This is a genomic window from Kocuria sp. CPCC 205231, assembly GCF_040980965.1.
In the GTDB taxonomy this organism is placed as follows: Bacteria; Actinomycetota; Actinomycetes; order Actinomycetales; family Micrococcaceae; genus Kocuria; species Kocuria rosea.
Genome location: NZ_JAVKPP010000011.1, coordinates 63,559 through 83,918, shown reverse-complemented (window position 1 = coordinate 83,918; position 20,360 = coordinate 63,559). Strand labels below are relative to the sequence as shown.

The window sequence follows — 20,360 nt, the reverse complement described above, 5'->3', positions numbered from 1 at the left end:
GACAGCCCTCCACAGTCGCCTTAGTGTTGGCTCGATCGCCGTCGTCCCGTCCGCGGTGCCCGTCTTCCCTTCGCCACCCACGCCCCGAGGAGCGCCCGCATGGGAAATCCCCCACGCCCCGAGCAGCACAGCACGTCGTCCGGAGGCTCGAGTGCGGCGCCGCTGCACGCCGAGCGCGTCCTCGGCGGTCAGGCCGACCCCGGCACCAGCGCGGCCCCCGCCACGGGCCCCGGGGTCGAGCCCGCCGGCTTCGAGGAGGCCACCCAGGCCCTCGCCCCCGCCGTCAGCCCCTGGGCGGACTCCCTCGGCCGGGCCGGTTCCCGCGCCGCCCAGACCCTGCTCGTCGCCGCCGTGGTGGTCGGGCTGATCTGGATCCTGCTGCAGGTCAAGGTCGTGCTCATCGCCGTGCTCGTCGCGCTCATCCTGGCCTCCGCCGTGGGACCGGTCGTGAAGTGGCTCGAGCGCAAGGGCTGGTCCAACCTGCTGGCTACCCTCGCCGCCTTCCTCGGGATCCTGGCACTCGTCGGCGGGGTGCTCACCGGCATCGTGCTCGCCGTGCGCAGCGAGTGGGACACGCTCACCGCCTCGGCGGTGGAGGGCTGGGAGGAGCTGCAGCGCCTCGTGCAGTCCGGACCGATCCCCGTCGACACGGCCGCCATCGACTCCGCCGTCCAGCAGGCCGGGGACTTCGTCACCAGCGGCTCCTTCGCGGGCGGCGCCCTCAGCGGCCTGGGCGCCGCCACCGAGTTCGTGACCGGCCTGGTGCTGATGATCGTGGTGCTCTTCTTCTGCCTCAAGGACGGCGAGAAGATGTGGAACTTCACGCTGCGCTGGTTCCGCGGCGAGCGCCGGGCCAAGCTCGCGGAGTCCGTGGACCGCAGCGCGCAGGTGCTCGGCGGCTACGTCCGCGGAACGGCGTTCGTGGCGGCGGTGGACGCCGTGCTCATCGGGGGCGCGCTGCTCGTCCTGGGCGTCCCCCTGGCGATCCCCCTCGCGGTCCTCGTGTTCGTCACCGCGTTCATCCCGGTGGTCGGCGCCACCATCGCGGGCATCATCGCCGCCCTGGTCGCCCTGGTCACCAACGGGCCGGTCATCGCCCTCGCGGTGGTCGTGGTGATCGTCGCGGTGAACCAGATCGAGGGCAACATCCTGCAGCCCATCATCATGGGCCGCACCCTCAGCCTGCACGCCCTCATGGTGCTGCTCGCCCTGACCGTCGGCACGCTGGTCGGCGGCATCTTCGGCGCCATCCTGGCCGTGCCGTACACCGCCGTGGCGTGGGCCGTCATCCAGGTCTGGTCCAACCGCTACCAGGTCGGCGACGACCCGGTGCTCGGCCCGGACCCGGTGAACCCGAAGGACCGCGTCGAGGCCAAGGCCACCATGGCCGAGCGCTGGAAGTACCAGCGGATGCGCTACCAGCAGGCCCTGGGCGGACGCTTCGGGGCCACGGAGCGCGACGCCGTCCGGCAGCGCGACGACGCCGACGGCGCGGGGACCGCGCAGGACGAGGACACCGGTTCCGCCCCGGGGGCCCGCAAGCCCTAGTCTGGGTGCCATGACCAACGTCGAGCGCCGCCGCACCATCACCGCCGAGGACCTCGCGAACATCGCCGTGTTCGCCGCCCTCACGGCCGCCCTGTCCGTGCTCCCCGGGATCCCCCTGGGCGCGGCGGGGGTGCCGCTGACCCTGCAGACCCTCGCCGTGTTCCTGACCGGCCTGGTCCTGGGCGGCACCCGCGGGCTCCTGGCCGTGGCGCTGTACGTCCTGGTGGGCCTGATCGGCGTGCCGGTGTTCGCGGGCTTCCGCGGCGGCTTCGGCGTGCTCGCCGGGCCCTCTGCGGGCTACATCCTGGCCTTCCCGTTCGCCGCGGCCGCGGCCGGCTACGTGGCCCAGTGGCTGATCCCGGCCCGCCGGGCCAACGACGGCGGCGCCACCAACGCCCGCTACGAGCGCACCGGCACCTACACCCTGCGGCTGGTGGCCGCGGCCCTGGCCGGTTTCGTGGTGATCCGGATCGGCGGCATCCTCGGCCTGGTGGTCAACGCGCGCCTGCCCTTCCAGGACGCGTTCCTCGCCGACCTCGTGTTCTGGCCCGGCGACCTGCTCAAGGTGGTGCTCGCGGCGGTCATCGCCGTGGGCGTGCACAAGGCGTTCCCCCGGATCGCGGGCACGCGCTGAGCCGTGCCCGGATCCCCCGGGGCCGCGGCCCTCGTGTGCTCCCGCGTGACCGTCACGGTGCCCACCGCCTCGGGTGAGCTGACCCTGCTGCGCGACCTCGACGTGAGCCTGGGCGAGCGGCGGGTGGCCGTGCTCGGGCTCAACGGATCCGGGAAGTCCACGCTCCTGCGGCTGTTCAACGGCCTCATCCGCCCGTCCTCGGGCACGGTCACGGTGCACGGCACCGACGTGACCCGGGACGTGCGCGCGGCCCGGCGTCGGGTGGGCTTCGTGTTCACCGACCCCCTCTCCCAGCTGGTGATGCCGACCCCGGTCGAGGACGTCGAGCTGTCCCTGCGCGGGGCCGGCGTGCCCCGGGCCCGACGACGGACCGCCGCCCTCGAGCTGCTCGAGCGCGCGGGCATCGGCCACCGGGCCGAGCACAGCATCTACGACCTCTCCGGCGGGGAGCGCCAGTTGGCGGCGTTCGCCGCGGTGCTCGCCGTGGAGCCCGAGGTGCTCGTCCTCGACGAGCCCACCACCCTCCTCGACCTGCGCAACCGGGGGCGGCTCATGGGGCTGCTCGACGGGCTCCCGCACCAGCTGCTGATCTCCACGCACGACCTCGGCCTGGCCGCGACCGCCCCGCGCGTCCTGGTCCTGCACGAGGGCGCCCTGGTCGCGGACGGTCCGCCCGAGGAGGTCGTCCCCGCCTACGAACGGTGGTGCGCGCACGGCTTCCCCGGGGAGGCGCGCCCGTGAGCCGGGGCCCGGACCTCTTCGGCAGCTACTCCCCCGGCACCGGCCCCCTGCACCGCGCCCCGCTCCGGGTCAAGGGGCTCGGCATCGTCGCCGTGACCCTGGCCGTGGTGCTCTCGCCCTCGTGGCCGGTCCCCGCCGCGCTCACTCTGCTCCTGCTCGTCGCGGGCTCCGCCGCGGGCATCGGCGCTTGCGAATGGTGGCGGGGACTCGCCCCCGCCCTGCCCGTGCTGGTCCTGCTGGCCGTCTACCACGTCCTGACCTCGGGACCGGCCATGGCCGCCGACGTGGTGCTGACGATCGTCGTCCTCCTCGTGCTCACCCGGGTCCTGATGCACACCACGCCCCTGCCGGAGCTCCTCGACGGCGTCGTGTGGCTGTGCTCGCCGGTGCGGCTGGTCGGGGCGGACCCCGAGCGCATCGGCCTGGCGATCTCCCTGATGCTGCGCTCGATCCCCTTCATCGTGGGCGCCGTGGGCGAGCTCCGGGACGCCGTGCGAGCCCGTGGGCTGCGCCCGAACCCCGTGCGACTGGTGACCCCGGCGGTGATCTCCGCCGTCGCCTACGCCCAGCGGACCGGTGAGGCCCTCGCCGCCCGCGGCTTCGACTGAGCGCCGGCACCCGCGCCACCATCAGACGGCTTACACTTCAGCCATGAGTTTCGACAACAGCTCCCAGCTGGACGCCTCCCGCGTCGGCAGCGGCGGCGGGCGAGGACGCGGGATCGCCGTGGGCGGTGGACTGGGCGGCGGACTGCTGCTGCTCGTCGTGGGGCTGCTCTTCGGCCAGGACGGCATCGACGCGATCACCGGCGGGGGCGGCCAGGACACCGGGTCGCAGACCTCCGTGGAGCAGGAGCGGGCGGAGCGGTGCCGGACCGGTGAGGACGCCAACCGGTACACCGACTGCCGGATGATCGCCACCGCGCAGAGCCTCGACCAGTTCTGGGAGGACTACCTGCCGCAGGCCACGGGCGAGCAGTACGTGATGCCCGGCGTGGAGCTGTTCGAGGGCCAGACCAACACCGGGTGCGGCGCGGCGTCGTCGGCCGTGGGCCCGTTCTACTGCCCTGCGGACGAGACCGCCTACCTCGACATCGCGTTCTTCGACGAGCTGCAGACCCAGTTCGGCGCCGAGGGCGGCCCGCTGGCCGAGGAGTACGTGCTCGCCCACGAGTTCGGCCACCACATCCAGAACCAGATCGGCACCCTCGGCTACGCCCAGCAGGACCCGCAGGGCCCGGAGTCCGGCGCCGTGCGCGTGGAGCTGCAGGCCGACTGCCTCGCCGGTCTGTGGGCCGGCGGCGCCGCCGGGGACACGTCCGGGGCCGTGGACCTGGGCGACATCTCCCAGGAAGAGCTCGACCAGGCCCTCGACGCCGCCTCCGCGATCGGCGACGACCGGATCCAGGAGACCACCCAGGGCCGGGTCAGCCCCGAGAACTTCACCCACGGCGCCTCCGCCCAGCGGCAGCTGTGGTTCTACGCGGGCTACCGGACCGGCGACATCAACGCCTGCGACACCTTCAGCGCCCGCGACCTGAACGCCCCGCCGGCCCTCTGACACCCGGCCGTCACGCCACCTAGGACACCGAGTCCCCACTCCGGCGCCGCCCGGGGCGCCGACTCCCCACAGTGATCGCAAACCCCCAATCCGATGGTGGGGACATGCGAGCTCTGTGGGGACTCGGCACTGGTCGAACCGCGGATGGCGGTACACCTGACTCGGCTTGCCGAGCTGGTCGCGCGCCATCGACTCTTTCCATGTTGGCCTGGCTTGCCCAAATGCTACGACTTCAAATTGCAGGGCTTCGGCGGCGAGAGGGGCTCGTTCCGCCGCAGGGACCGGACCGCTCGGTGTTCACGTGTTGCGCCTCTAGGGTTGTGCGTCGATCCTGCGGTTACGGGAGGTGATGAAATCGTTGCTGAGCCGCAGATAATTGAGGTATTCGTCAGCGTTTTTCGGTACGGCCGGGGTGCGGAAGTCCTCGAACCGGTGGAAGAACCGGATAGGCTCGCCGTCCTCCTCGACGAGGTCCTGAAGCAGGAAGAATTCGACGTACCCGGAGAAGTCCTCGAACAGGGCGAAGAAATCTGCATACCTGTGCAGGACATCTGCGAGGGGGCTCGGCTCACGGAGGTAGTGACGCCGAATGCACTCCAAGGTCAGGTCGAAGCGGTCGGCGATCTTGCCATTGAATCCACGCGCACCATTGATGTTCTGCTTTCCACCGATTCTGATACCCGGGAACACCAGGGTGCTTCCGGCTGTGTAGCCGCGCCACTCAGGCAGCTCGTTGTCCGGGATGTCGCGCAGGACGCGGGACGCCCGTTTCCGCAGCCGGGTGGTGATGGCGTCGCTGGAAAGACGAAAGACCCCCAAAGGGGATCGGTGCGCGAGGTAAGAGCGGGGTTCAGGTGCCAGGTCGAAGCGTGCGCCGGAGGGCAGCTCCTTGCTCCACAGCAGTTGGTGATGCTTGCGAAGGGTGGAGCTGAAGGAGTCAGGATCCTTGCCGGCCGGAGTGTCTGAGTGGTAGTCGAAGGACGTATCGACGCCTGCGGTCATGTGGTACCCCCATTCGATGCAAATGCACGGTTAAGGGTCACAGTAGTGGCATGGGGCCTACATCAATAGCAACCTGCGCGGCCACGCGGACCCGTCCTCAACACGGAAATCCGAAGCCTTGTCGACGCCGGACGAATACTGAGCAGATGCGACAGCGTCTGTCTCGCTTGGTCGCAACACCATCGGCTTGGTTTTGGGGCGCTTACGGTGGGTAGACGACTAGCGGGGTTCCTAAAGCTGGTGGCACGGACGTGCCGCGTTCAGCGACGGACTTTTGGCCTCTCCCATGGCGGAGTCTGCATCCCCGGCTTGGATGTCAGATGCCAGCACCGGCACGAACTGCAGAAGTACGCCCCTTTGGGGCCATCGAGGCCGCGATTTGCGTAACCGCGGGCTATTGCCTTCATCGCAACCACAGCAGTCCGACGGCTGGCGTAATGGATCTTCGAGCATTCCGACATGACGATTCCTCGACTTGTCGCACTCGGCGGGCTCATATCCTGCCCGGTACGCGGTTCACGCTTAACAGCGATCGGCCACAAAGGAACCTGAAGGCTCCACTTGTCAATCACAATAGCAAAATAAGCGCGCCTGTGCCGCCGACCACACGCCGCATATGGATTTCATCTGGTGGACGGTGTCTTAAGGAGTAGCGAGATTGCCGAGGTGGGTGCACCGTCGTCGGTCAGCGGCGGCGGCTGTCCCGCACCTGGACGCCCGGGTTCTGCCGGCGGACGTCGAAGAGGCCGGTGGCCTCGATGAGGTCGCTGAGCTTGCGGTACCCGTAGTTGCGGGAGTCGAAGGACGCCTGGTTGCCGATCTGCTGGCCGACGGCGCCGAGGTGCGCCCACCCGTCGTCGCCGCTGGCGGCGTCCACCGCGCTCCGCAGCATCCTGACCAGCCGGGCGTCCCCGCGCAGCGCCTGCTGCGGCGCGGCCGCCGGCGCCTCCCCGGGCTTCTCCTCGGCGGGCTCCCCCAGGCTCTCCACGTAGGTGAACTGCGAGCAGGCGTTGATGAACGGCTCCGGCGTCTGCCGCTGGCCGAAGCCGTAGACCTTGTGCCCGTCGGTGAGGATCCGCATCACCAGCGGGGTGAAGTCGGCGTCGCTGGAGACGATCGCGAAGCCGTCGACCGATCCGGCGTAGAGGAGGTCCATGGCGTCGATCACCATGGCCATGTCCGAGGCGTTCTTGCCGGTGCTGTAGGCGAACTGCTGGATCGGCCGGATCGCGTACGCGTGCAGCACCGCCTCCCACTGCTGCAGGTGCGGGCTCTTCCAGTTGCCGTAGGCGCGCCGGACGTTCGCGGCGCCGTGGCGGGCCACCTCGGCGAGGACCACGTCGATCTTGGCCGCCGGTGCGTTGTCGGCGTCGATGAGCAGGGCGATGCGCTTTTCGTCGGTGTTCACGCGTCGACTCTGCCACGGACCGGGCCCGAGCGCTCCACGGGGCGCGCGGCGTGACGCCCCCCGGGGAGCGCCGAGCGGTGCTCAGGCCAGGGACAGGGCGAAGGACAGCGCGAAGCCCGCCGCCGTGCTCAGGGCCACCGCCGGCCCGCCGTGCTCGTAGGCCTCCGGCATCAGGGTGTCGGCCAGGGACGCGATCACCGCGCCGGCGGCGAAGGCGAGCGGCAGGGAGATCGTCTCGGGGTCGCTGCCGGCCAGCGGACCGGCGCCGACCAGCACGGCCACCACCAGGAGCACGGCGCAGACCGACCAGAGCAGGACGGCCTTGCCGCGGGGCATGCCCTGCTCGCGCATGGACGCCGCGCCGACCAGGGACTCGGGCAGGTTGGACACGAAGATCGCCGCGAGCAGGGCCAGCCCGCCCGTGCCCTCGGTGAGCGAGACGCCCAGCGCCACGTTCTCCGGCACGCCGTCCAGGGTGACGGCGGCCAGCAGCGCCAGCCCCGCGGCGCCGCCGGTGGAGGCGGCCGTCGGCGCCTTCTCGTCCGCGGCGGCGTCGGTGTCCAGCTTGACGCTGCCCTGCTGCTGCTCCGCGTCCGCGGAGGCCGGTCCCGGCTGCGCCCAGCGGTCCAGGAGGGCGCTGAGCGCCGTGAAGACCACGGCGCCGGCGAAGAGACCGATGACGGCGAGCCAGATTCCGCCCCGCTCGTAGGCATCCTCGAACAGCTCGAAGGCCAGCGCGGTGATCAGCGCGCCCGCGGCGAAGGACAGCAGGATGGCGAGCAGGCGCTTGGGGAGCTCGAAGCGCACGCCGACCAGCGCCCCGATGACGAGCGCGCTCGAGGCGACGATCCCGAAGAGCAAGGTCTGGCCCATGACGGCAGTGTACGAGCGCGCGGTAGCGGCGCACCCACAATTCGCAAGGTTACTTATCGAGCGGGGCGCGGCACGACGACGCCGCCCCGCCCACCTCCTGCGAGGTGGGCGGGGCAGCGTCGGTGCGGAGGAGGACTCAGATGTTGAAGCCCAGGGCCCGCATCTGGTCGCGGCCGTCCTCGGTGATCCGGTCGGGACCCCACGGCGGCATCCAGACCCAGTTGACGCGCCACTCGTCCACCATGGGGTCGAGGTTCTGCGCGCACTGCTCCTCGATGACGTCCTGCAGCGGGCACGCGGCCGTGGTCAGGGTCATGTCGAGGACCAGGGCGCCGTCCTCGGCCCACTTGGAGCCGTAGAGCAGGCCCAGGTCCACGATGTTGACGCCGAGCTCGGGGTCGATGACGTTCTTGAGCGCCTCCTCGACCTCCTCGGCGGAGGGCCGGCCCGCGGTCGCGGGGTCGGCGGTGGTCTCAGCAGGGGTGTCGGCCATCGCTGGCCTCCTTTCGAAAGCTGGTGGGGTCGGAGCCGCTTACTTGGCGGGGGCCAGGTAGCGGTCGTAGCCCTCGTTCTCGAGCCGCTCGGCGAGCTCGGGACCGCCCTCGTCCACCACGCGGCCGTCGTGGAACACGTGCACGAACTGCGGCTTGATGTAGCGCAGGATGCGGGTGTAGTGGGTGATGAGCATGACGCCCATGTCGTTGGTCTCCAGGGCGCGGTTGACGCCCTCGGAGACGACCTTGAGCGCGTCCACGTCGAGCCCGGAGTCGGTCTCGTCCAGCAGGGCGATCTTCGGCTTGAGCAGCTCGAGCTGGAGGATCTCGTGGCGCTTCTTCTCGCCGCCGGAGAAGCCCTCGTTGACGTTGCGCTGGATCATGTCGGGGCTGATCTTCAGCTGCTCCATGGCGGCCTTGACGTCCTTGGTCCACGTGCGCAGCGAGGGGGCCTCGCCGTCGATCGCGGTCTTGGCCGTGCGCAGGAAGTTGGAGGTCGTCACGCCGGGGATCTCCACCGGGTACTGCATGGCCAGGAAGAGCCCGGCGCGGGCGCGCTCGTCCACGGACATCTCCAGGACGTTCTGGCCGTCGAGGAGGACCTCGCCGGAGTCGACGACGTACTTGGGGTGCCCGGCGATGGTGGAGGCCAACGTGGACTTGCCGGAGCCGTTGGGGCCCATGATCGCGTGGACCTCACCGGAGGTGATGGTCAGGTTCACGCCCTTGAGGATCGGCTTGGTGGTCTCGTCGTCGAGCACGACGGACGCGTGCAGGTCCTTGATCTCGAGAGTTGCCATGGATGGTTCTCCTGTGGTCGAAAAAGTCTGGGGTCGGAAGGGTGCGTGCGGGCGCGGCGGATCAGTAGTTCGCGGAGGCGAGCTCGTCCTGGACGGACCCGCGCAGCCGCTCCTCGATGTCCGGGACACCGATCTGCTGGATGATCTCGAAGAGGAACCCGCGGACCACGAGCCGGCGCGCCTCGTCCTCGGGGATGCCCCGGGACATGAGGTAGTACAGGTGCTCGTCGTCCAGCTGGCCCGTGGTAGAGGCGTGGCCCGCACCGGTGATGAGGCCGGTCTCGATCTCCAGGTTCGGCACGGAGTCCATCCGCGGGCCGTCGTTGAGGATCAGGTTCCGGTTGAGCTCGTAGGTGTCGGTGGCCTCCGCGGTGGCGCGGATGAGGACGTCGCCGATCCACACGCCGTGCGCGTTCTCGCCCTGCAGCGCGGACTTGTAGGTCACCCGCGAGGTGCAGTGCGGCTGGGAGTGGTCCACGAACAGCCGGGACTCCAGGTGCTGGCCGGCGTCCACGAAAGTCAGCCCGTACATCTCCACGGAGCCGCCCGGGGCGTCGAAGCGGGTGGACGGGGTGACCCGCACGAGGTCGCCGCCGAGGCTGACGAGCACGTGCTTGAAGGTCGCGGACCGGCCGAGGCGCGCCTGCTGGGAGGAGGCGTGCACGGCGTCGTCGTCCCACTCCTGGAGGGTCACCACGGTGAGGTTCGCGGAGTCGGCGACCCGGAACTCGACGTTCTGCGAGAGCACGGCGCTGCCGTGGTGGCGCAGGACCACGAGGGCCTTGGAGAAGGGCTGGGCGTCGATCACGAGGTGCTGGGCCGCCGGGGTGGCGTCCGAGCCGTGGATGTCCACGAGCACGGGCGCGGCGACCTCGGTCTCCTGCGGCACGGTGAGCACCGTGGCCTCGGTGACGCTGCTCCACGCGTTGGCGGAGACGCGGTCCTCGGGGATCCCGGCGCTGCCGATGCGGGCGTCGTCCCGGCCCACGGTCTCGACGCGCACGGCGTCCGAGTCCACGGTCACCGCGGGCGAGGGGCCGGTCAGGGCGTCGGCGTGCAGCCCCTTGAGGCGCTTGAGCGGGGTGAACCGGAAGTCCTCCTCCCGGCCGGTGAGCTTCGGGAAGTCGGCGACGTCGTAGGACGTGCGCCGCCCGGCCCGCGAGGAGTCGGGCACGCCGGAGATGTCGCCGTGGGCGGTGTGCCGCACCAGGGTGTCGTTCTCGACCTTGTCGCGGGCCAGCCGCTCCCCCTCCAGGTCCATGCCCGGGATGGCGACGCGCCCCTCCCCGGTGCGGACCCCGTCGACCTTCTCGCCCAGGTTGCCGTAGGCGTCCTTGGCCGCGCCGACGGCCTTGTCGGCCACCGCGGTGGCCGCGGAGGCGGCGGCCTCCGTGGCGTTGCGAATCGTTTCGTTCAGCTTGGACATGTCAGCCAACGGATCCTTCCATCTGCAGTTCGATGAGGCGGTTGAGTTCGAGCGCGTACTCCATGGGCAGCTCGCGGGCGATCGGCTCCACGAACCCGCGCACGATCATCGCCATGGCCTCGTCCTCGGCCATCCCGCGCTGCATGAGGTAGAACAGCTGCTCCTCGGAGACGCGCGAGACGGTCGCCTCGTGGCCCATGGTGACGTCGTCCTCGCGGATGTCGACGTACGGGTACGTGTCGGAGCGGGAGATCGTGTCCACCAGCAGGGCGTCGCAGACCACGTTGGACCTCGAGCCGTGGGCGCCCTCGCGCACCTGCACGAGACCGCGGTAGGCGGCGCGGCCGCCGTTGCGGGCCACGGACTTCGAGACGATCGACGACGACGTGTTCGGGGCGATGTGCACCATCTTGGACCCGGTGTCCTGGTGCTGCCCCTCGCCGGCGAACGCGATCGAGAGGGTCTCGCCGCGGGCGTGCTCGCCGGTCATGTAGACCGCCGGGTACTTCTGGGTGACCTTCGAGCCGATGTTGCCGTCGATCCACTCCATGGTGGCGCCCTCGTGGGCGATCGCGCGCTTGGTCACGAGGTTGTACACGTTGTTCGACCAGTTCTGGATGGTCGTGTAGCGCACGCGGGCGTTCTTCTTGACGATGATCTCCACGACGGCGGAGTGCAGCGAGTCGGTCTTGTAGATCGGCGCGGTGCAGCCCTCGATGTAGTGGACGTAGGAGTCCTCGTCCGCGATGATGAGCGTCCGCTCGAACTGGCCCATGTTCTCCGTGTTGATGCGGAAGTAGGCCTGCAGCGGGATCTCGACGTGCACGCCCTTGGGGACGTAGACGAAGGAGCCGCCGGACCACACGGCCGTGTTCAGGGAGGCGAACTTGTTGTCGCCCACGGGGATGACCGTGCCGAAGTACTCCGCGAAGAGCTCCGGGTGCTCCTTGAGCGCGGTGTCGGTGTCGAGGAAGATGACGCCCTGCTCCTCCAGGTCCTCGCGGATCTGGTGGTAGACGACCTCGGACTCGTACTGGGCGGCCACGCCGGAGACGAGCCGTCCGCGCTCGGCCTCGGGGATGCCGAGCTTCTCGTAGGTGTTGCGGATGTCCTCGGGCAGGTCCTCCCAGGTGGCGGCCTGCTTCTCCGTGGAGCGCACGAAGTACTTGATGTTGTCGAAGTCGATCCCGGACAGGTCCGCACCCCACGTGGGCATGGGCTTGCGGTCGAAGAACTTCAGGCCCTTCAGCCGCAGGTCGGTCATCCACTGCGGTTCACTCTTCTTCGCGGAGATGTCCCGGACGACGTCCTCGTCGACACCGCGGCGCGCGGAGGCGCCGGCCACGTCCGAGTCGGCCCAGCCGTACTCGTAGGTGCCGATGCCCTCGAGCTCGGGGTTCTTCTCCAGGATGTCGGCGATGACAGTGTCGTTGCCGCTGGCGATCTGGTCAGTCATGACGGCCTTCCTCTGTTGTCTGGTCTGTGGCGCGGGCCGCGGTGCGGTCCACGGAAGTCGGTGCCGCGGCGGGTCCCGGCCGCGTGAGGGGCACGTGCGTGGTGCACACGTGCGCGCCGGCGGCCTGGGTCGAGAGCCGGCGGACGTCGGTGCCGAGCAGCCGGGCGATGAGCTCGGTCTCCAGCTCGCAGAACTGCGGGTAGCGGGCGGCCAGCTCGCGCACGGGGCAGTGCCCCTGGCACAGCTGCGCCGAGACGATGGTGCGGGACTCGCCGCGGCCGACGGCCACCTCGTTGGTGGAGGCGGCGAACCCGTCGCGGCTGAGCAGCCGCACCAGGACGGGCAGACGGTCGGCGACGTCGTCCCCGGCGGCCTCGACCTCGGGGCGGTAGGAGGCCTCCAGGCGGTCCACGCGCTCCTGGATGAAGGCGTGCACGGCGTCCGGGCCGGCGATGCGGCGGATGGACTCCAGCGCGTCGGTCGCGATCTCGAGGTAGTCGTCGCCGAGTTTGGCGTGGCCCTCGGGGGCGACGACGTAGCGCCGCGCGGGGCGGCCGGCACCCCCGCTGCGGCGGCGGACCATGGTGACCTCGATGAAGTGCTGCTGCTCGAGGGCGTCCAGGTGCCGGCGCACGGCGGCCGGGGTCAGCTCGAGCATCTCGCCGAGGTCCGCGGCGGAGACGGGACCGTGCTCCAGGACGGCGCCGAGCACGCGCGAGCGGGTGTTCTCCTCCTGCTCCGCCCGCGGGCCGGAGCGGGACCTGCTCCGGGCGTCCGTGGTCTGAGTCATGGGTGAACCGTTCGCTTCCTGCTCGGGGGTGGAGGCTCTCGTGCTGCAGCGCGCGACCCGCAAGGGACGCTTCTAATACACAACCGGAGTATGTCGTAATTCATTCCGGTCTGACCAGTAAGTGGAGCCTTACCGGGCTCCGTCCAAGAATCACGACTTACTCATAATAACCCCGGGGCGCGGTGGGGCCAAGGGGGCCGGGCCGCGGGCGCGCCCGCACTACACTGGTCCGGTGCCCGCCCAGAGTCCCCCCGCGTCCTCGCCCGCGCTCTCGATCGAGCGCCTCGTGAAGGAGTTCCCGGTCCGCCGGCGCCGCTCCCGGCGCCCGGCCGGACCGGGCGCGGCGCGCGCCGACGTGGTGCACGCCGTCGACGGCCTGTCCCTCACCGCGCGGCACGGCGAGATCACGGCGCTGCTGGGCCCCAACGGCGCGGGCAAGACGACCACCCTGGAGTGCGCCCAGGGGCTGCAGCGGCCCACGGGCGGCACTGTCCGGCTGCTGGGGCAGGACCCGTGGCGGGCCAGCCCGGCGCTGCGCGCCCGCGTGGGCGTGATGCTCCAGGACGGCGGGCTCCCCCAGGCGGTGCGCCCGCTGGAGCTGCTCCGGCACGTGGCGTCCCTCTACCGCAGCCCCCGGGACATGGACGAGCTCGTGGAGCGGCTCGGCATCAGCAGCTTCGACCGCACCGTGGTCCGCCGGCTCTCCGGCGGCCAGCGCCAGCGCGTGGCCCTGGCGGCGGCCCTCGCGGGCAACCCGGAGGTGCTCTTCCTCGACGAGCCCTCGGCCGGGATGGACCCGCAGTCCCGCAACATCGTCTTCGACCTCGTCCAGCAGCTGCGCCGGGAGGGGGTGTGCATCATCCTCACCACGCACCTGCTCGACGACGCCCAGCGTCTCGCCGACCAGGTCTACATCGTGGACCACGGCCGGGTCATGGCCCAGGGGTCCGTGGCGGAGCTGGTGGCCCCCGGCGCCGACGCCCCCGCCGTGCTCGTGCTGACGCTGGCCCCGGAGCAGCTGCGCGCGGGGCCGTTCCCGTGGGACGGCCCCGGGTTCGAGGGTGTCCGGGCGGACCGCGCCGACCGCACCGTGACCCTCACCGGCGTCCTCACGCCCCCGATGCTCGAGACCGTGACCCGGTGGTTCACCGCGACCGGCACGCTGCCCGAGTCCCTGTCCCTCCAGCCGCGCACCCTCGAGGACGTCTTCCTCGACATCTCCGGACGGGAGATCCGATGACCGCCCCCGCCCTGCCCACCGCCACCGCCCCCCGCCCGGAGCCCGCCACCCTGGCCCGCCGGGTGGCCGCCCAGGCCCGCTACGAGACGCGGGCCGTGCTGCGCAACGGCGAGCAGCTGCTGCTGCTGGTCATCCTGCCGCTCATGGCCCTCGTGGCCCTGACCCTCACCGACCTGCTGGACGCCGCCGTCCCGGCCGGCGCCTCCCGGGTGGACGTCGCCGTGCCGGGCGTGCTGGCGCTGTGCGTGCTCTCCAACGCCTTCTCGGGCCAGGGCATCCAGACCGGCTTCGACCGCCGCTACGGGGTCCTGCGCTTCCTCTCCACCACTCCCCTGGGCCGCGGCGGGCTGATCGCCGGCAAGCTGCTCGCGATCGTCGCGGTGCTCGTGGTGCAGTACGTGCTGGTGGCCGCGCTCGGCGCGGCCCTCGGCTGGCGCCCGGACGCGGCCACCGTGCTCGTCTCCGTGCCGGTGCTGCTGCTCGGCGCCGCGGCGTTCACCGGGCTGGGGCTGCTCCTCGCCGGCACGGTGCGCGCCGAGGCGACCCTCGCCGTCACCAACCTCGTGTGGGTGCTGCTCGCCGCCGTGGGCGGCACCCTGTTCCCCTCGAGCACGCTGCCGGCGGGGCTTACCTGGGTGGTGGAGGTGCTCCCCTCCGGCGCGCTGGGCACCGCCCTGCGCGAGACGTTCCTCACCGGGGCGCCCACGCCGCTGCCGGTGCTGGTGCTCCTCGTCTGGGCCGCCGCCGCCTGGGCCGGAGCCGTGCGCTGGTTCCGCTGGAGCTGAGCCGCCGGTCCGGACCCGGCCCCGAGGGCCCGTCCCGGCCGGCGGGACCCGGGGGCCGCGGAGGCGGATAAACTGGGCGCGGAGACCCCGCCGCACCGACCCCGTCCGGAAGTGAACTCATGAACCGCGCCAGCGACCCCAGCGACGTCGACGTCCGCGAGCACGGCGGCGGCCTGCTGCCGAGCCGGATCACCCCGTGGGTGCGGTGGCTCGCCGTCGCGTCGCTGGTGGCGAACTCCGTGCTCATCCTCACCGGCGGGCTCGTCCGGCTGACCGGCTCGGGCCTGGGCTGCCCCACCTGGCCCCGGTGCACGGACGAGTCCTGGACCAACACCCCCGAGATGGGCATGCACGGCCTCATCGAGTTCGGCAACCGGCTGCTGACCTTCCTGCTGGCCGCCGTGGCGGTGCTGACGTTCCTGGCCGTGCTCCGGCTGCGCCACGAGCACCGCGACCTCTTCCGGATCGCCCTGCTGCTGGGTCTCGGCATCCCGCTGCAGGCCGTGGTCGGCGGGATCACCGTGCTCACCGGGCTCAACCCGTGGATCGTGGGCATCCACTACCTCATCTCCGGGGCGATGATCGCGCTGGCCACGGTGCTGGTCAACCGCACCCGGCGGCGCTCCCTGCCTGCCGTGCGGGACGCCGAGCGCCCCGGCCAGGCCTACGGGCAGCGGCGGACCGTCCGCGGGCTCATGGTGAGCCTGGGGGTGCTCACCGCGCTGATCCTCTACCTGGGCACCCTGGTCACGGGCACCGGCCCGCACGCCGGGGACGACACCACCGCCCGGCACGCGTTCGACGCCTACCTCGTCACCCGCGCCCACGCGGTCCCCGTGTACCTGATCGTCGCGGCCGTGGTCCTCGGGCTCGTGCTCGCCCGCCGGCACCGGTGGCCCGTGCCGCTGGCCTCGGGCCTCAACGTGCTCCTGGCCGCGCTGGTCCTGCAGGCGCTCATCGGCTACTACCAGTACTTCAACGGCGTGCCGATCGTCGCCGTGGCCCTGCACCTGGTGGGCTCCGCGGTGTTGATCTGGGCCACGGCCCGCACCGTGGAGAAGGGCTTCGCGGTCACCCGCACCCCGGCCCCGGTGCTGCGCAGCACCGACCGGGCGCAGCCGGCCGAGGCCCCGTCCCGCGGCTGAGGCCCTCAGGCCCGCTCGTCGGGCGCCTCGTCGAGCAGCTCCTCGACGGCCTGGGCCAGGCGCTGCCGGCTGGCCGAGGGGATCGGCAGCAGCGGCCGCCGCGGCGGGGCCGTGCTGACGCCGCACACCTCGGCCAGGGCGTACAGGGAGCTCAGGGGCCGCTCCTGGCGCAGGATCTCCATCAGCGGGGTCAGCGCCGCCTGCCAGGTGCGCACCGCGCGGTCGTCGCCCGAGACCACCGCGGCCCGGAAGGCGGCGTACTGGCGCGGGAGCACCGCGGCGATCCCGGAGTGCCAGGCCGCGGCGTCCGGTGCCGCCTCGTGGAGCAGCCGCTCCCCGCTGACCCCGTGGGCCGTCCCCGGCTCCGCCAGCTCGGCGAACCGGTGCCGCCGTGCGGCGAGGTCCGCCGGGGAGTCCGCGGTGTCCTTGAACGCGCTGACGTTCTCCAGCCAGGACAGCTCGGCGGCGAGCTCCACCGGGTACGTGAAGCCCGTCGTCGTCGGGTTGTTGTAGATGCACAGCGGCAGGGACACGGCCCCCGAGACCGTCTCCACCTGGTCGGCGATCTCCTGGGAGACGAGCGGGATGTAGGACAGCGGGTTGAGCACGAGCCCGTCCGCCCCGCCGTTCTCCGCCGCGTAGGCCATCTCGAGGACCTCGCGGGTGGTCATCGCGGAGATCCCCGCCCCCACCGGCACCCCGGAGCCGCGGGCGGCCTCCACGGCGACGCCCACGACCTCGGCCCGCTCCTCCCCGGAGAGGTACGCGAAGCTGCCCGAGCTGCCCAGGACCACCAGGGCGTCCACGCCCGATCGGGACAGCCGGCCGACGTAGCGCCCGAAGGACTCCAGGTCCAGGCGGCCACCCTGCTGGAAGGGTGTGATCGGGTAGGCGACGAGCCCGGTGAAGGTCATGCTGAGCATGCGACCATCCTAGGTCCGGCCGGTCCCCCGGCCGGACGCGGGCGCCGCGGGGCCCGCCGGCCCCGTCGGGCTCAGAGGACGGGGCCGCCCACGAACGGGTCGACGGCCAGGGCGAGGAACACGAAGGTGATGTAGGCGATCGAGCCGTGGAAGACGTGCATCGCCTGCTTGTCCGTGGGCCGGCCGGCCACCGCGAGGGCGTGCAGCTTGTGGCTGTGGCCCACGAACCAGGCGCCCGAGGCCAGGGCGGTCACGGCGTAGACCCAGCCGGCGCCGCCGACGGGGACGAGCAGCAGCGAGCACACCACCGTGGCCCACGCGTAGAGGACCACCTGGCTGCCCACGGTGCGGGCCCCGGCCACGGCGCCCAGCATGGGGACCCCGGCGCGGGAGTAGTCGTCGGCGTACTTCATGGACAGCGGCCAGTAGTGCGGCGGGGTCCACAGGAAGATGAACAGGAACAGCACGAGCGCGGGCCAGTCGAGGCCGCCCGTCACGGCGGCCCATCCGATCAGCACCGGCATGCACCCGGCGACCCCGCCCCAGACGATGTTCTGGGCGGTGCGGCGCTTGAGCACGATCGAGTAGAAGACGGCGTAGAGGAAGATGGCCGCCGCACCCAGGGCGCCGGCGAGCACGTTGACCCCGATCGTGAGCCAGGCGACCGACACGGCCGTGAGGACCCACGCGAAGACGAGGGCCTCGCGGTCGGTGACCTCTCCGGTGACCAGCGGGCGCTTGGCCGTGCGCTTCATCACCCGGTCCTCGTCCCGGTCGATGTAGCAGTTGAAGGCGCCGGCCGCACCCGCCGCGAGCGTGCCGCCCACGAGGGTGTTGAGAATGAGCCAGAGGTTCGGCATGCCCTGCTGGGCGAAGATCATGGTCGGCACGGTCGCCACGAGCAGCAGCTCGATGATCCGCGGCTTCATGAGGGCCACGTAGGCCCGCACCTTCCGGGAGGCCGTCATCCGTCCCTCGCTGCGGGGGGCCGCCGCATCACCCGTGTGCCCGTTGCCGAGGACGGCTCGTCCTGCGGGTCCCGACGTCTCGAGTGAGTTCACAGAATCATTGCTCCCGGTTGCGGTGGTGTTCCCCCGGCTCCGTGCGCGAGGTCGGCCCGGAGACGGTGCGTCGCCGGCACGCAGGAGCGGTCGGCGCGGTGGTCGCGGGCGCGGAAGAAGGTCCTATACAGCATAGCGCGTGGCGGCGTCCGTTCCCGCTCCGGACATGACGGGAAAGACGTCCGGGGCCCCGGGAACCGGTGCCGTCGGTCACACGCCCGAAATGCGCGTGACCTAAGCTGGACCCAAACCGCCGGTCCACGACCGGCACCCGCTGCGCACGGCAGCGGACCCCAATGGAAAGGGCACCGAATCTTGGCGACCGAACTCGATCAGAAGCTGACCTGGACCGAGCAGGACCGGCGTGCCGTGGACACGGTGCGGGTGCTGGCCGCGGACGCGGTGGAGAAGGTGGGCAACGGCCACCCCGGCACGGCGATGTCCCTGGCGCCGGCGGCGTATCTGCTGTTCCAGAAGGTGATGCGTCACGACCCCACCGACGACCGGTGGACGGGCCGTGACCGGTTCATCCTCTCCCCCGGGCACACCTCGCTGACCCTGTACCTGCAGCTGTTCCTGTCCGGCTACGGCATGGAGCTCGAGGACATCGAGTCCCTGCGGACCTGGGGCTCGAAGACCCCGGGGCACCCGGAGTACCGGCACACCACCGGGGTGGAGATCACCACCGGCCCGCTGGGCCAGGGCCTGGCCTCGGCCGTGGGCTTCGCCTACGCCCAGCGCTACACCCGCGGCCTGTTCGACCCCGAGGCCCCCGCCGGGACCTCCCCGTTCGACCACACCGTGTACGTGATCGCCTCCGACGGCGACCTCCAGGAGGGCGTGACCTCCGAGGCGTCCTCGCTGGCCGGGGTGCAGGAGCTGGGCAACCTCGTGGTGATCTACGACCAGAACCACATCTCGATCGAGGACGACACCGACGTGGCGTTCACCGAGGACGTCCTCGCCCGCTACGAGGCCTACGGCTGGGACGTGGCCCGGGTGGACTGGACGAGGACCGGGGACTACGTCGAGGACGTCGAGGAGCTCTACGCCGCGATCCGCGCGGCCAAGGCCGAGACCGCCAAGCCCTCGCTGATCGCCCTGCGCACGATCATCGGCTGGCCCGCGCCGGGAAAGCAGAACACCGGCGGCATCCACGGCTCCAAGCTCGGGGCCGACGAGGTCGCGGCGACCAAGGAGATCCTCGGCTTCGACCCCGAGAAGTCCTTCGTGGTGGAGGACGAGGTCATCGCCCACACCCGCGGCATCCAGGACCGCATGAAGCAGGTCCGCGACGAGTGGGAGCGGCAGTTCCAGGCCTGGCGGGAGGCCAACCCGGAGCGGGCGAAGCTCTACGACCGGATCCGCGCCGAGGAGCTGCCCGAGAACTACGCCGACGCGTTCCCCGTCTTCGAGGCCGGCAAGGACGTGGCCACCCGCTCGGCCTCCGGCAAGGTGATCAACGCGATCGCCGACACGTTCCCCGAGCTGTGGGGCGGCTCGGCCGACCTGGCCGGCTCCAACAACACCACCATCGAGTCCGCGCCCTCCTTCATCCCCGAGGCCCGCTCCACCGCGAAGTGGACCGGCAACCCCTACGGGCGGGTGCTGCACTTCGGCATCCGCGAGCACGCCGCGGCGGCGATCGTCAACGGCATCACCATGTCCTCCCAGACCCGGGCGTTCTCCGGGACGTTCCTGATCTTCTCCGACTACCAGCGCCCCGCCGTGCGCCTGGGCGCGCTGATGAAGGTCCCCTCGATCTACGTGTGGACCCACGACTCCATCGGCCTCGGCGAGGACGGACCCACCCACCAGCCCGTGGAGCAGCTCTCGGCGCTGCGCGCGATCCCGGGCCTGGACGTGGTGCGCCCGGCCGACGCCAACGAGACCGCGATCGCGTGGCGGACGATGCTGGAGAACCGGCACGGCCCGGCCGGCATCGCCCTGACCCGTCAGAACGTGCCCACCTTCGCCCGGGCGGACCTGCACCCCGAGGCCGACGGGGAGAAGTTCGCCTCCGCCGAGGGCGTGGCCCGGGGCGGCTACGTCCTGGCCGACACCGAGGGCACCCCGGACGTGATCCTCATCGGCACCGGCTCCGAGGTCTCCCTGGCCGTGGCGGCCCGCGAGCAGCTCAAGGCGCAGGGGGTGGCCGCCCGGGTGGTGTCCATGCCGTGCCGGGAGTGGTTCGACGCCCAGGACGCCGAGTACCGCGAGTCCGTGCTCCCGGCGGCCGTGAAGGCCCGCGTATCGGTGGAGGCCGGGATCGCCATGTCCTGGCGGGACCTGCTCGGCGATCACGGGCGGGCCGTGTCCCTGGAGCACTTCGGGGAGTCCGCCGACTACGAGACCCTCTACCGCGAGTTCGGCATCACCGCCGAGGCCGTCACCGCCGCCGCCCAGGAGTCCCTCACCGCCGCGCAGGCCACCGCCTCCGTGGGCCGCTGAGCCGCGGCGCGCACCGACCGACC

At 71.5% G+C, this 20,360-nt stretch carries 19 protein-coding genes; 9 read left to right on the top strand and 10 right to left on the bottom strand.

Features of this window, described 5'->3' with window-relative positions; all coding sequences use genetic code 11:
- Positions 1-99: 99 nt before the first annotated feature.
- From RF640_RS12610 to RF640_RS12590, 5 genes are read left to right on the top strand one after another with little or no spacing between them, the layout of a single operon-like run.
- A complete protein-coding gene (locus RF640_RS12610) occupies positions 100-1,548 on the top strand; it encodes an AI-2E family transporter (RefSeq protein WP_368828038.1) in 1,449 nt (482 codons plus the stop codon).
- 10 nt (positions 1,549-1,558) lie between these two features.
- Complete coding sequence (locus RF640_RS12605) at positions 1,559-2,182, top strand: biotin transporter BioY (protein WP_017834295.1); 624 nt, start codon at positions 1,559-1,561, stop codon at positions 2,180-2,182.
- Between the two features lie 3 nt (positions 2,183-2,185).
- Entirely contained in the window at positions 2,186-2,923 is a 738-nt protein-coding gene (locus RF640_RS12600) for an energy-coupling factor ABC transporter ATP-binding protein (protein ID WP_368828036.1), read from the top strand.
- Positions 2,920-3,531 (top strand): energy-coupling factor transporter transmembrane protein EcfT, encoded by a 612-nt coding sequence (locus tag RF640_RS12595; RefSeq protein ID WP_017834297.1) that lies wholly within the window; start codon positions 2,920-2,922, stop codon positions 3,529-3,531. The genes RF640_RS12600 and RF640_RS12595 overlap by 4 nt, the downstream gene beginning before the upstream one ends.
- 43 nt (positions 3,532-3,574) lie before the next feature.
- Positions 3,575-4,483 carry a neutral zinc metallopeptidase gene (locus RF640_RS12590; RefSeq protein WP_031283431.1) on the top strand — a complete coding sequence of 303 codons (909 nt, stop codon included), beginning with the start codon at positions 3,575-3,577 and terminating at the stop codon, positions 4,481-4,483.
- 312 nt (positions 4,484-4,795) lie between these two features.
- Here the strand turns inward: RF640_RS12590 and RF640_RS12585 are convergent, their stop codons facing one another.
- The 8 genes from RF640_RS12585 to RF640_RS12550 all read right to left on the bottom strand — a co-directional run bounded on the left by RF640_RS12585 (position 4,796) and on the right by RF640_RS12550 (position 12,732).
- Positions 4,796-5,485: a hypothetical protein gene (locus RF640_RS12585; RefSeq protein WP_368828033.1), complete on the bottom strand. Its 690-nt coding sequence runs from the start codon at positions 5,483-5,485 to the stop codon at positions 4,796-4,798.
- A 685-nt stretch (positions 5,486-6,170) separates the two neighbouring features.
- Positions 6,171-6,893, bottom strand: coding sequence for an NYN domain-containing protein (locus RF640_RS12580; protein ID WP_017834300.1), 723 nt, complete (start codon positions 6,891-6,893; stop codon positions 6,171-6,173).
- Between the two features lie 81 nt (positions 6,894-6,974).
- On the bottom strand, positions 6,975-7,766 hold the full coding sequence (locus tag RF640_RS12575) for a ZIP family metal transporter (RefSeq protein WP_368828031.1): 792 nt from the start codon (positions 7,764-7,766) through the stop codon (positions 6,975-6,977).
- A 136-nt stretch (positions 7,767-7,902) separates the two neighbouring features.
- Positions 7,903-8,259 (bottom strand): metal-sulfur cluster assembly factor, encoded by a 357-nt coding sequence (locus RF640_RS12570; RefSeq protein ID WP_035923963.1) that lies wholly within the window; start codon positions 8,257-8,259, stop codon positions 7,903-7,905.
- Positions 8,260-8,298: 39 nt separating this feature from the next.
- Positions 8,299-9,060 carry a Fe-S cluster assembly ATPase SufC gene (sufC, locus tag RF640_RS12565; RefSeq protein ID WP_017834303.1) on the bottom strand — a complete coding sequence of 254 codons (762 nt, stop codon included), beginning with the start codon at positions 9,058-9,060 and terminating at the stop codon, positions 8,299-8,301.
- Between the two features lie 61 nt (positions 9,061-9,121).
- A complete protein-coding gene (sufD, locus tag RF640_RS12560; RefSeq protein ID WP_368828094.1) occupies positions 9,122-10,321 on the bottom strand; it encodes a Fe-S cluster assembly protein SufD in 1,200 nt (399 codons plus the stop codon).
- A gap of 166 nt (positions 10,322-10,487) precedes the next feature.
- Positions 10,488-11,942, bottom strand: coding sequence for a Fe-S cluster assembly protein SufB (sufB, locus tag RF640_RS12555; protein WP_035923965.1), 1,455 nt, complete (start codon positions 11,940-11,942; stop codon positions 10,488-10,490).
- Positions 11,935-12,732 carry a metalloregulator ArsR/SmtB family transcription factor gene (locus RF640_RS12550; protein WP_017832790.1) on the bottom strand — a complete coding sequence of 266 codons (798 nt, stop codon included), beginning with the start codon at positions 12,730-12,732 and terminating at the stop codon, positions 11,935-11,937. The genes sufB and RF640_RS12550 overlap by 8 nt, the downstream gene beginning before the upstream one ends.
- 232 nt (positions 12,733-12,964) lie before the next feature.
- On the opposite strand from RF640_RS12550, the gene RF640_RS12545 reads away from it, so the two are divergent.
- The 3 genes from RF640_RS12545 to RF640_RS12535 all read left to right on the top strand — a co-directional run bounded on the left by RF640_RS12545 (position 12,965) and on the right by RF640_RS12535 (position 15,902).
- Positions 12,965-13,972 carry an ABC transporter ATP-binding protein gene (locus RF640_RS12545; RefSeq protein WP_031282652.1) on the top strand — a complete coding sequence of 336 codons (1,008 nt, stop codon included), beginning with the start codon at positions 12,965-12,967 and terminating at the stop codon, positions 13,970-13,972.
- Positions 13,969-14,757: an ABC transporter permease gene (locus tag RF640_RS12540; RefSeq protein WP_035923967.1), complete on the top strand. Its 789-nt coding sequence runs from the start codon at positions 13,969-13,971 to the stop codon at positions 14,755-14,757. Before RF640_RS12545 ends, RF640_RS12540 begins: the two co-directional genes overlap by 4 nt.
- A 119-nt stretch (positions 14,758-14,876) precedes the next feature.
- Positions 14,877-15,902: a heme A synthase gene (locus tag RF640_RS12535; protein WP_035923968.1), complete on the top strand. Its 1,026-nt coding sequence runs from the start codon at positions 14,877-14,879 to the stop codon at positions 15,900-15,902.
- 5 nt (positions 15,903-15,907) lie between these two features.
- Here the strand turns inward: RF640_RS12535 and RF640_RS12530 are convergent, their stop codons facing one another.
- A complete protein-coding gene (locus tag RF640_RS12530) occupies positions 15,908-16,825 on the bottom strand; it encodes a dihydrodipicolinate synthase family protein (RefSeq protein ID WP_176337710.1) in 918 nt (305 codons plus the stop codon).
- Between the two features lie 71 nt (positions 16,826-16,896).
- Positions 16,897-17,793 (bottom strand): heme o synthase, encoded by an 897-nt coding sequence (locus tag RF640_RS12525; protein WP_017832795.1) that lies wholly within the window; start codon positions 17,791-17,793, stop codon positions 16,897-16,899.
- A 408-nt stretch (positions 17,794-18,201) separates the two neighbouring features.
- Between RF640_RS12525 and tkt the strand changes: the two genes are divergently transcribed.
- Entirely contained in the window at positions 18,202-20,337 is a 2,136-nt protein-coding gene (gene tkt / locus RF640_RS12520) for a transketolase (RefSeq protein ID WP_035923969.1), read from the top strand.
- Positions 20,338-20,360 lie beyond the last annotated feature (23 nt).

Excerpts from the sequence above, each read along its gene's own strand:
- RF640_RS12610 (WP_368828038.1), top strand. The coding sequence starts at position 100 with ATGGGAAATCCCCCACGCCCCGAGCAGCACAGCACGTCGTCCGGAGGC.
- RF640_RS12605 (WP_017834295.1), top strand. The coding sequence starts at position 1,559 with ATGACCAACGTCGAGCGCCGCCGCACCATCACCGCCGAGGACCTCGCG.
- RF640_RS12590 (WP_031283431.1), top strand. The coding sequence starts at position 3,575 with ATGAGTTTCGACAACAGCTCCCAGCTGGACGCCTCCCGCGTCGGCAGC.
- RF640_RS12585 (WP_368828033.1), bottom strand. The coding sequence starts at position 5,485 with ATGACCGCAGGCGTCGATACGTCCTTCGACTACCACTCAGACACTCCG.
- RF640_RS12575 (WP_368828031.1), bottom strand. The coding sequence starts at position 7,766 with ATGGGCCAGACCTTGCTCTTCGGGATCGTCGCCTCGAGCGCGCTCGTC.
- RF640_RS12570 (WP_035923963.1), bottom strand. The coding sequence starts at position 8,259 with ATGGCCGACACCCCTGCTGAGACCACCGCCGACCCCGCGACCGCGGGC.
- sufC (WP_017834303.1), bottom strand. The coding sequence starts at position 9,060 with ATGGCAACTCTCGAGATCAAGGACCTGCACGCGTCCGTCGTGCTCGAC.
- sufD (WP_368828094.1), bottom strand. The coding sequence starts at position 10,321 with ATGGACCTGGAGGGGGAGCGGCTGGCCCGCGACAAGGTCGAGAACGAC.
- sufB (WP_035923965.1), bottom strand. The coding sequence starts at position 11,942 with ATGACTGACCAGATCGCCAGCGGCAACGACACTGTCATCGCCGACATC.
- RF640_RS12550 (WP_017832790.1), bottom strand. The coding sequence starts at position 12,732 with ATGACTCAGACCACGGACGCCCGGAGCAGGTCCCGCTCCGGCCCGCGG.
- RF640_RS12540 (WP_035923967.1), top strand. The coding sequence starts at position 13,969 with ATGACCGCCCCCGCCCTGCCCACCGCCACCGCCCCCCGCCCGGAGCCC.
- RF640_RS12535 (WP_035923968.1), top strand. The coding sequence starts at position 14,877 with ATGAACCGCGCCAGCGACCCCAGCGACGTCGACGTCCGCGAGCACGGC.
- RF640_RS12530 (WP_176337710.1), bottom strand. The coding sequence starts at position 16,825 with ATGCTCAGCATGACCTTCACCGGGCTCGTCGCCTACCCGATCACACCC.
- RF640_RS12525 (WP_017832795.1), bottom strand. The coding sequence starts at position 17,793 with ATGACGGCCTCCCGGAAGGTGCGGGCCTACGTGGCCCTCATGAAGCCG.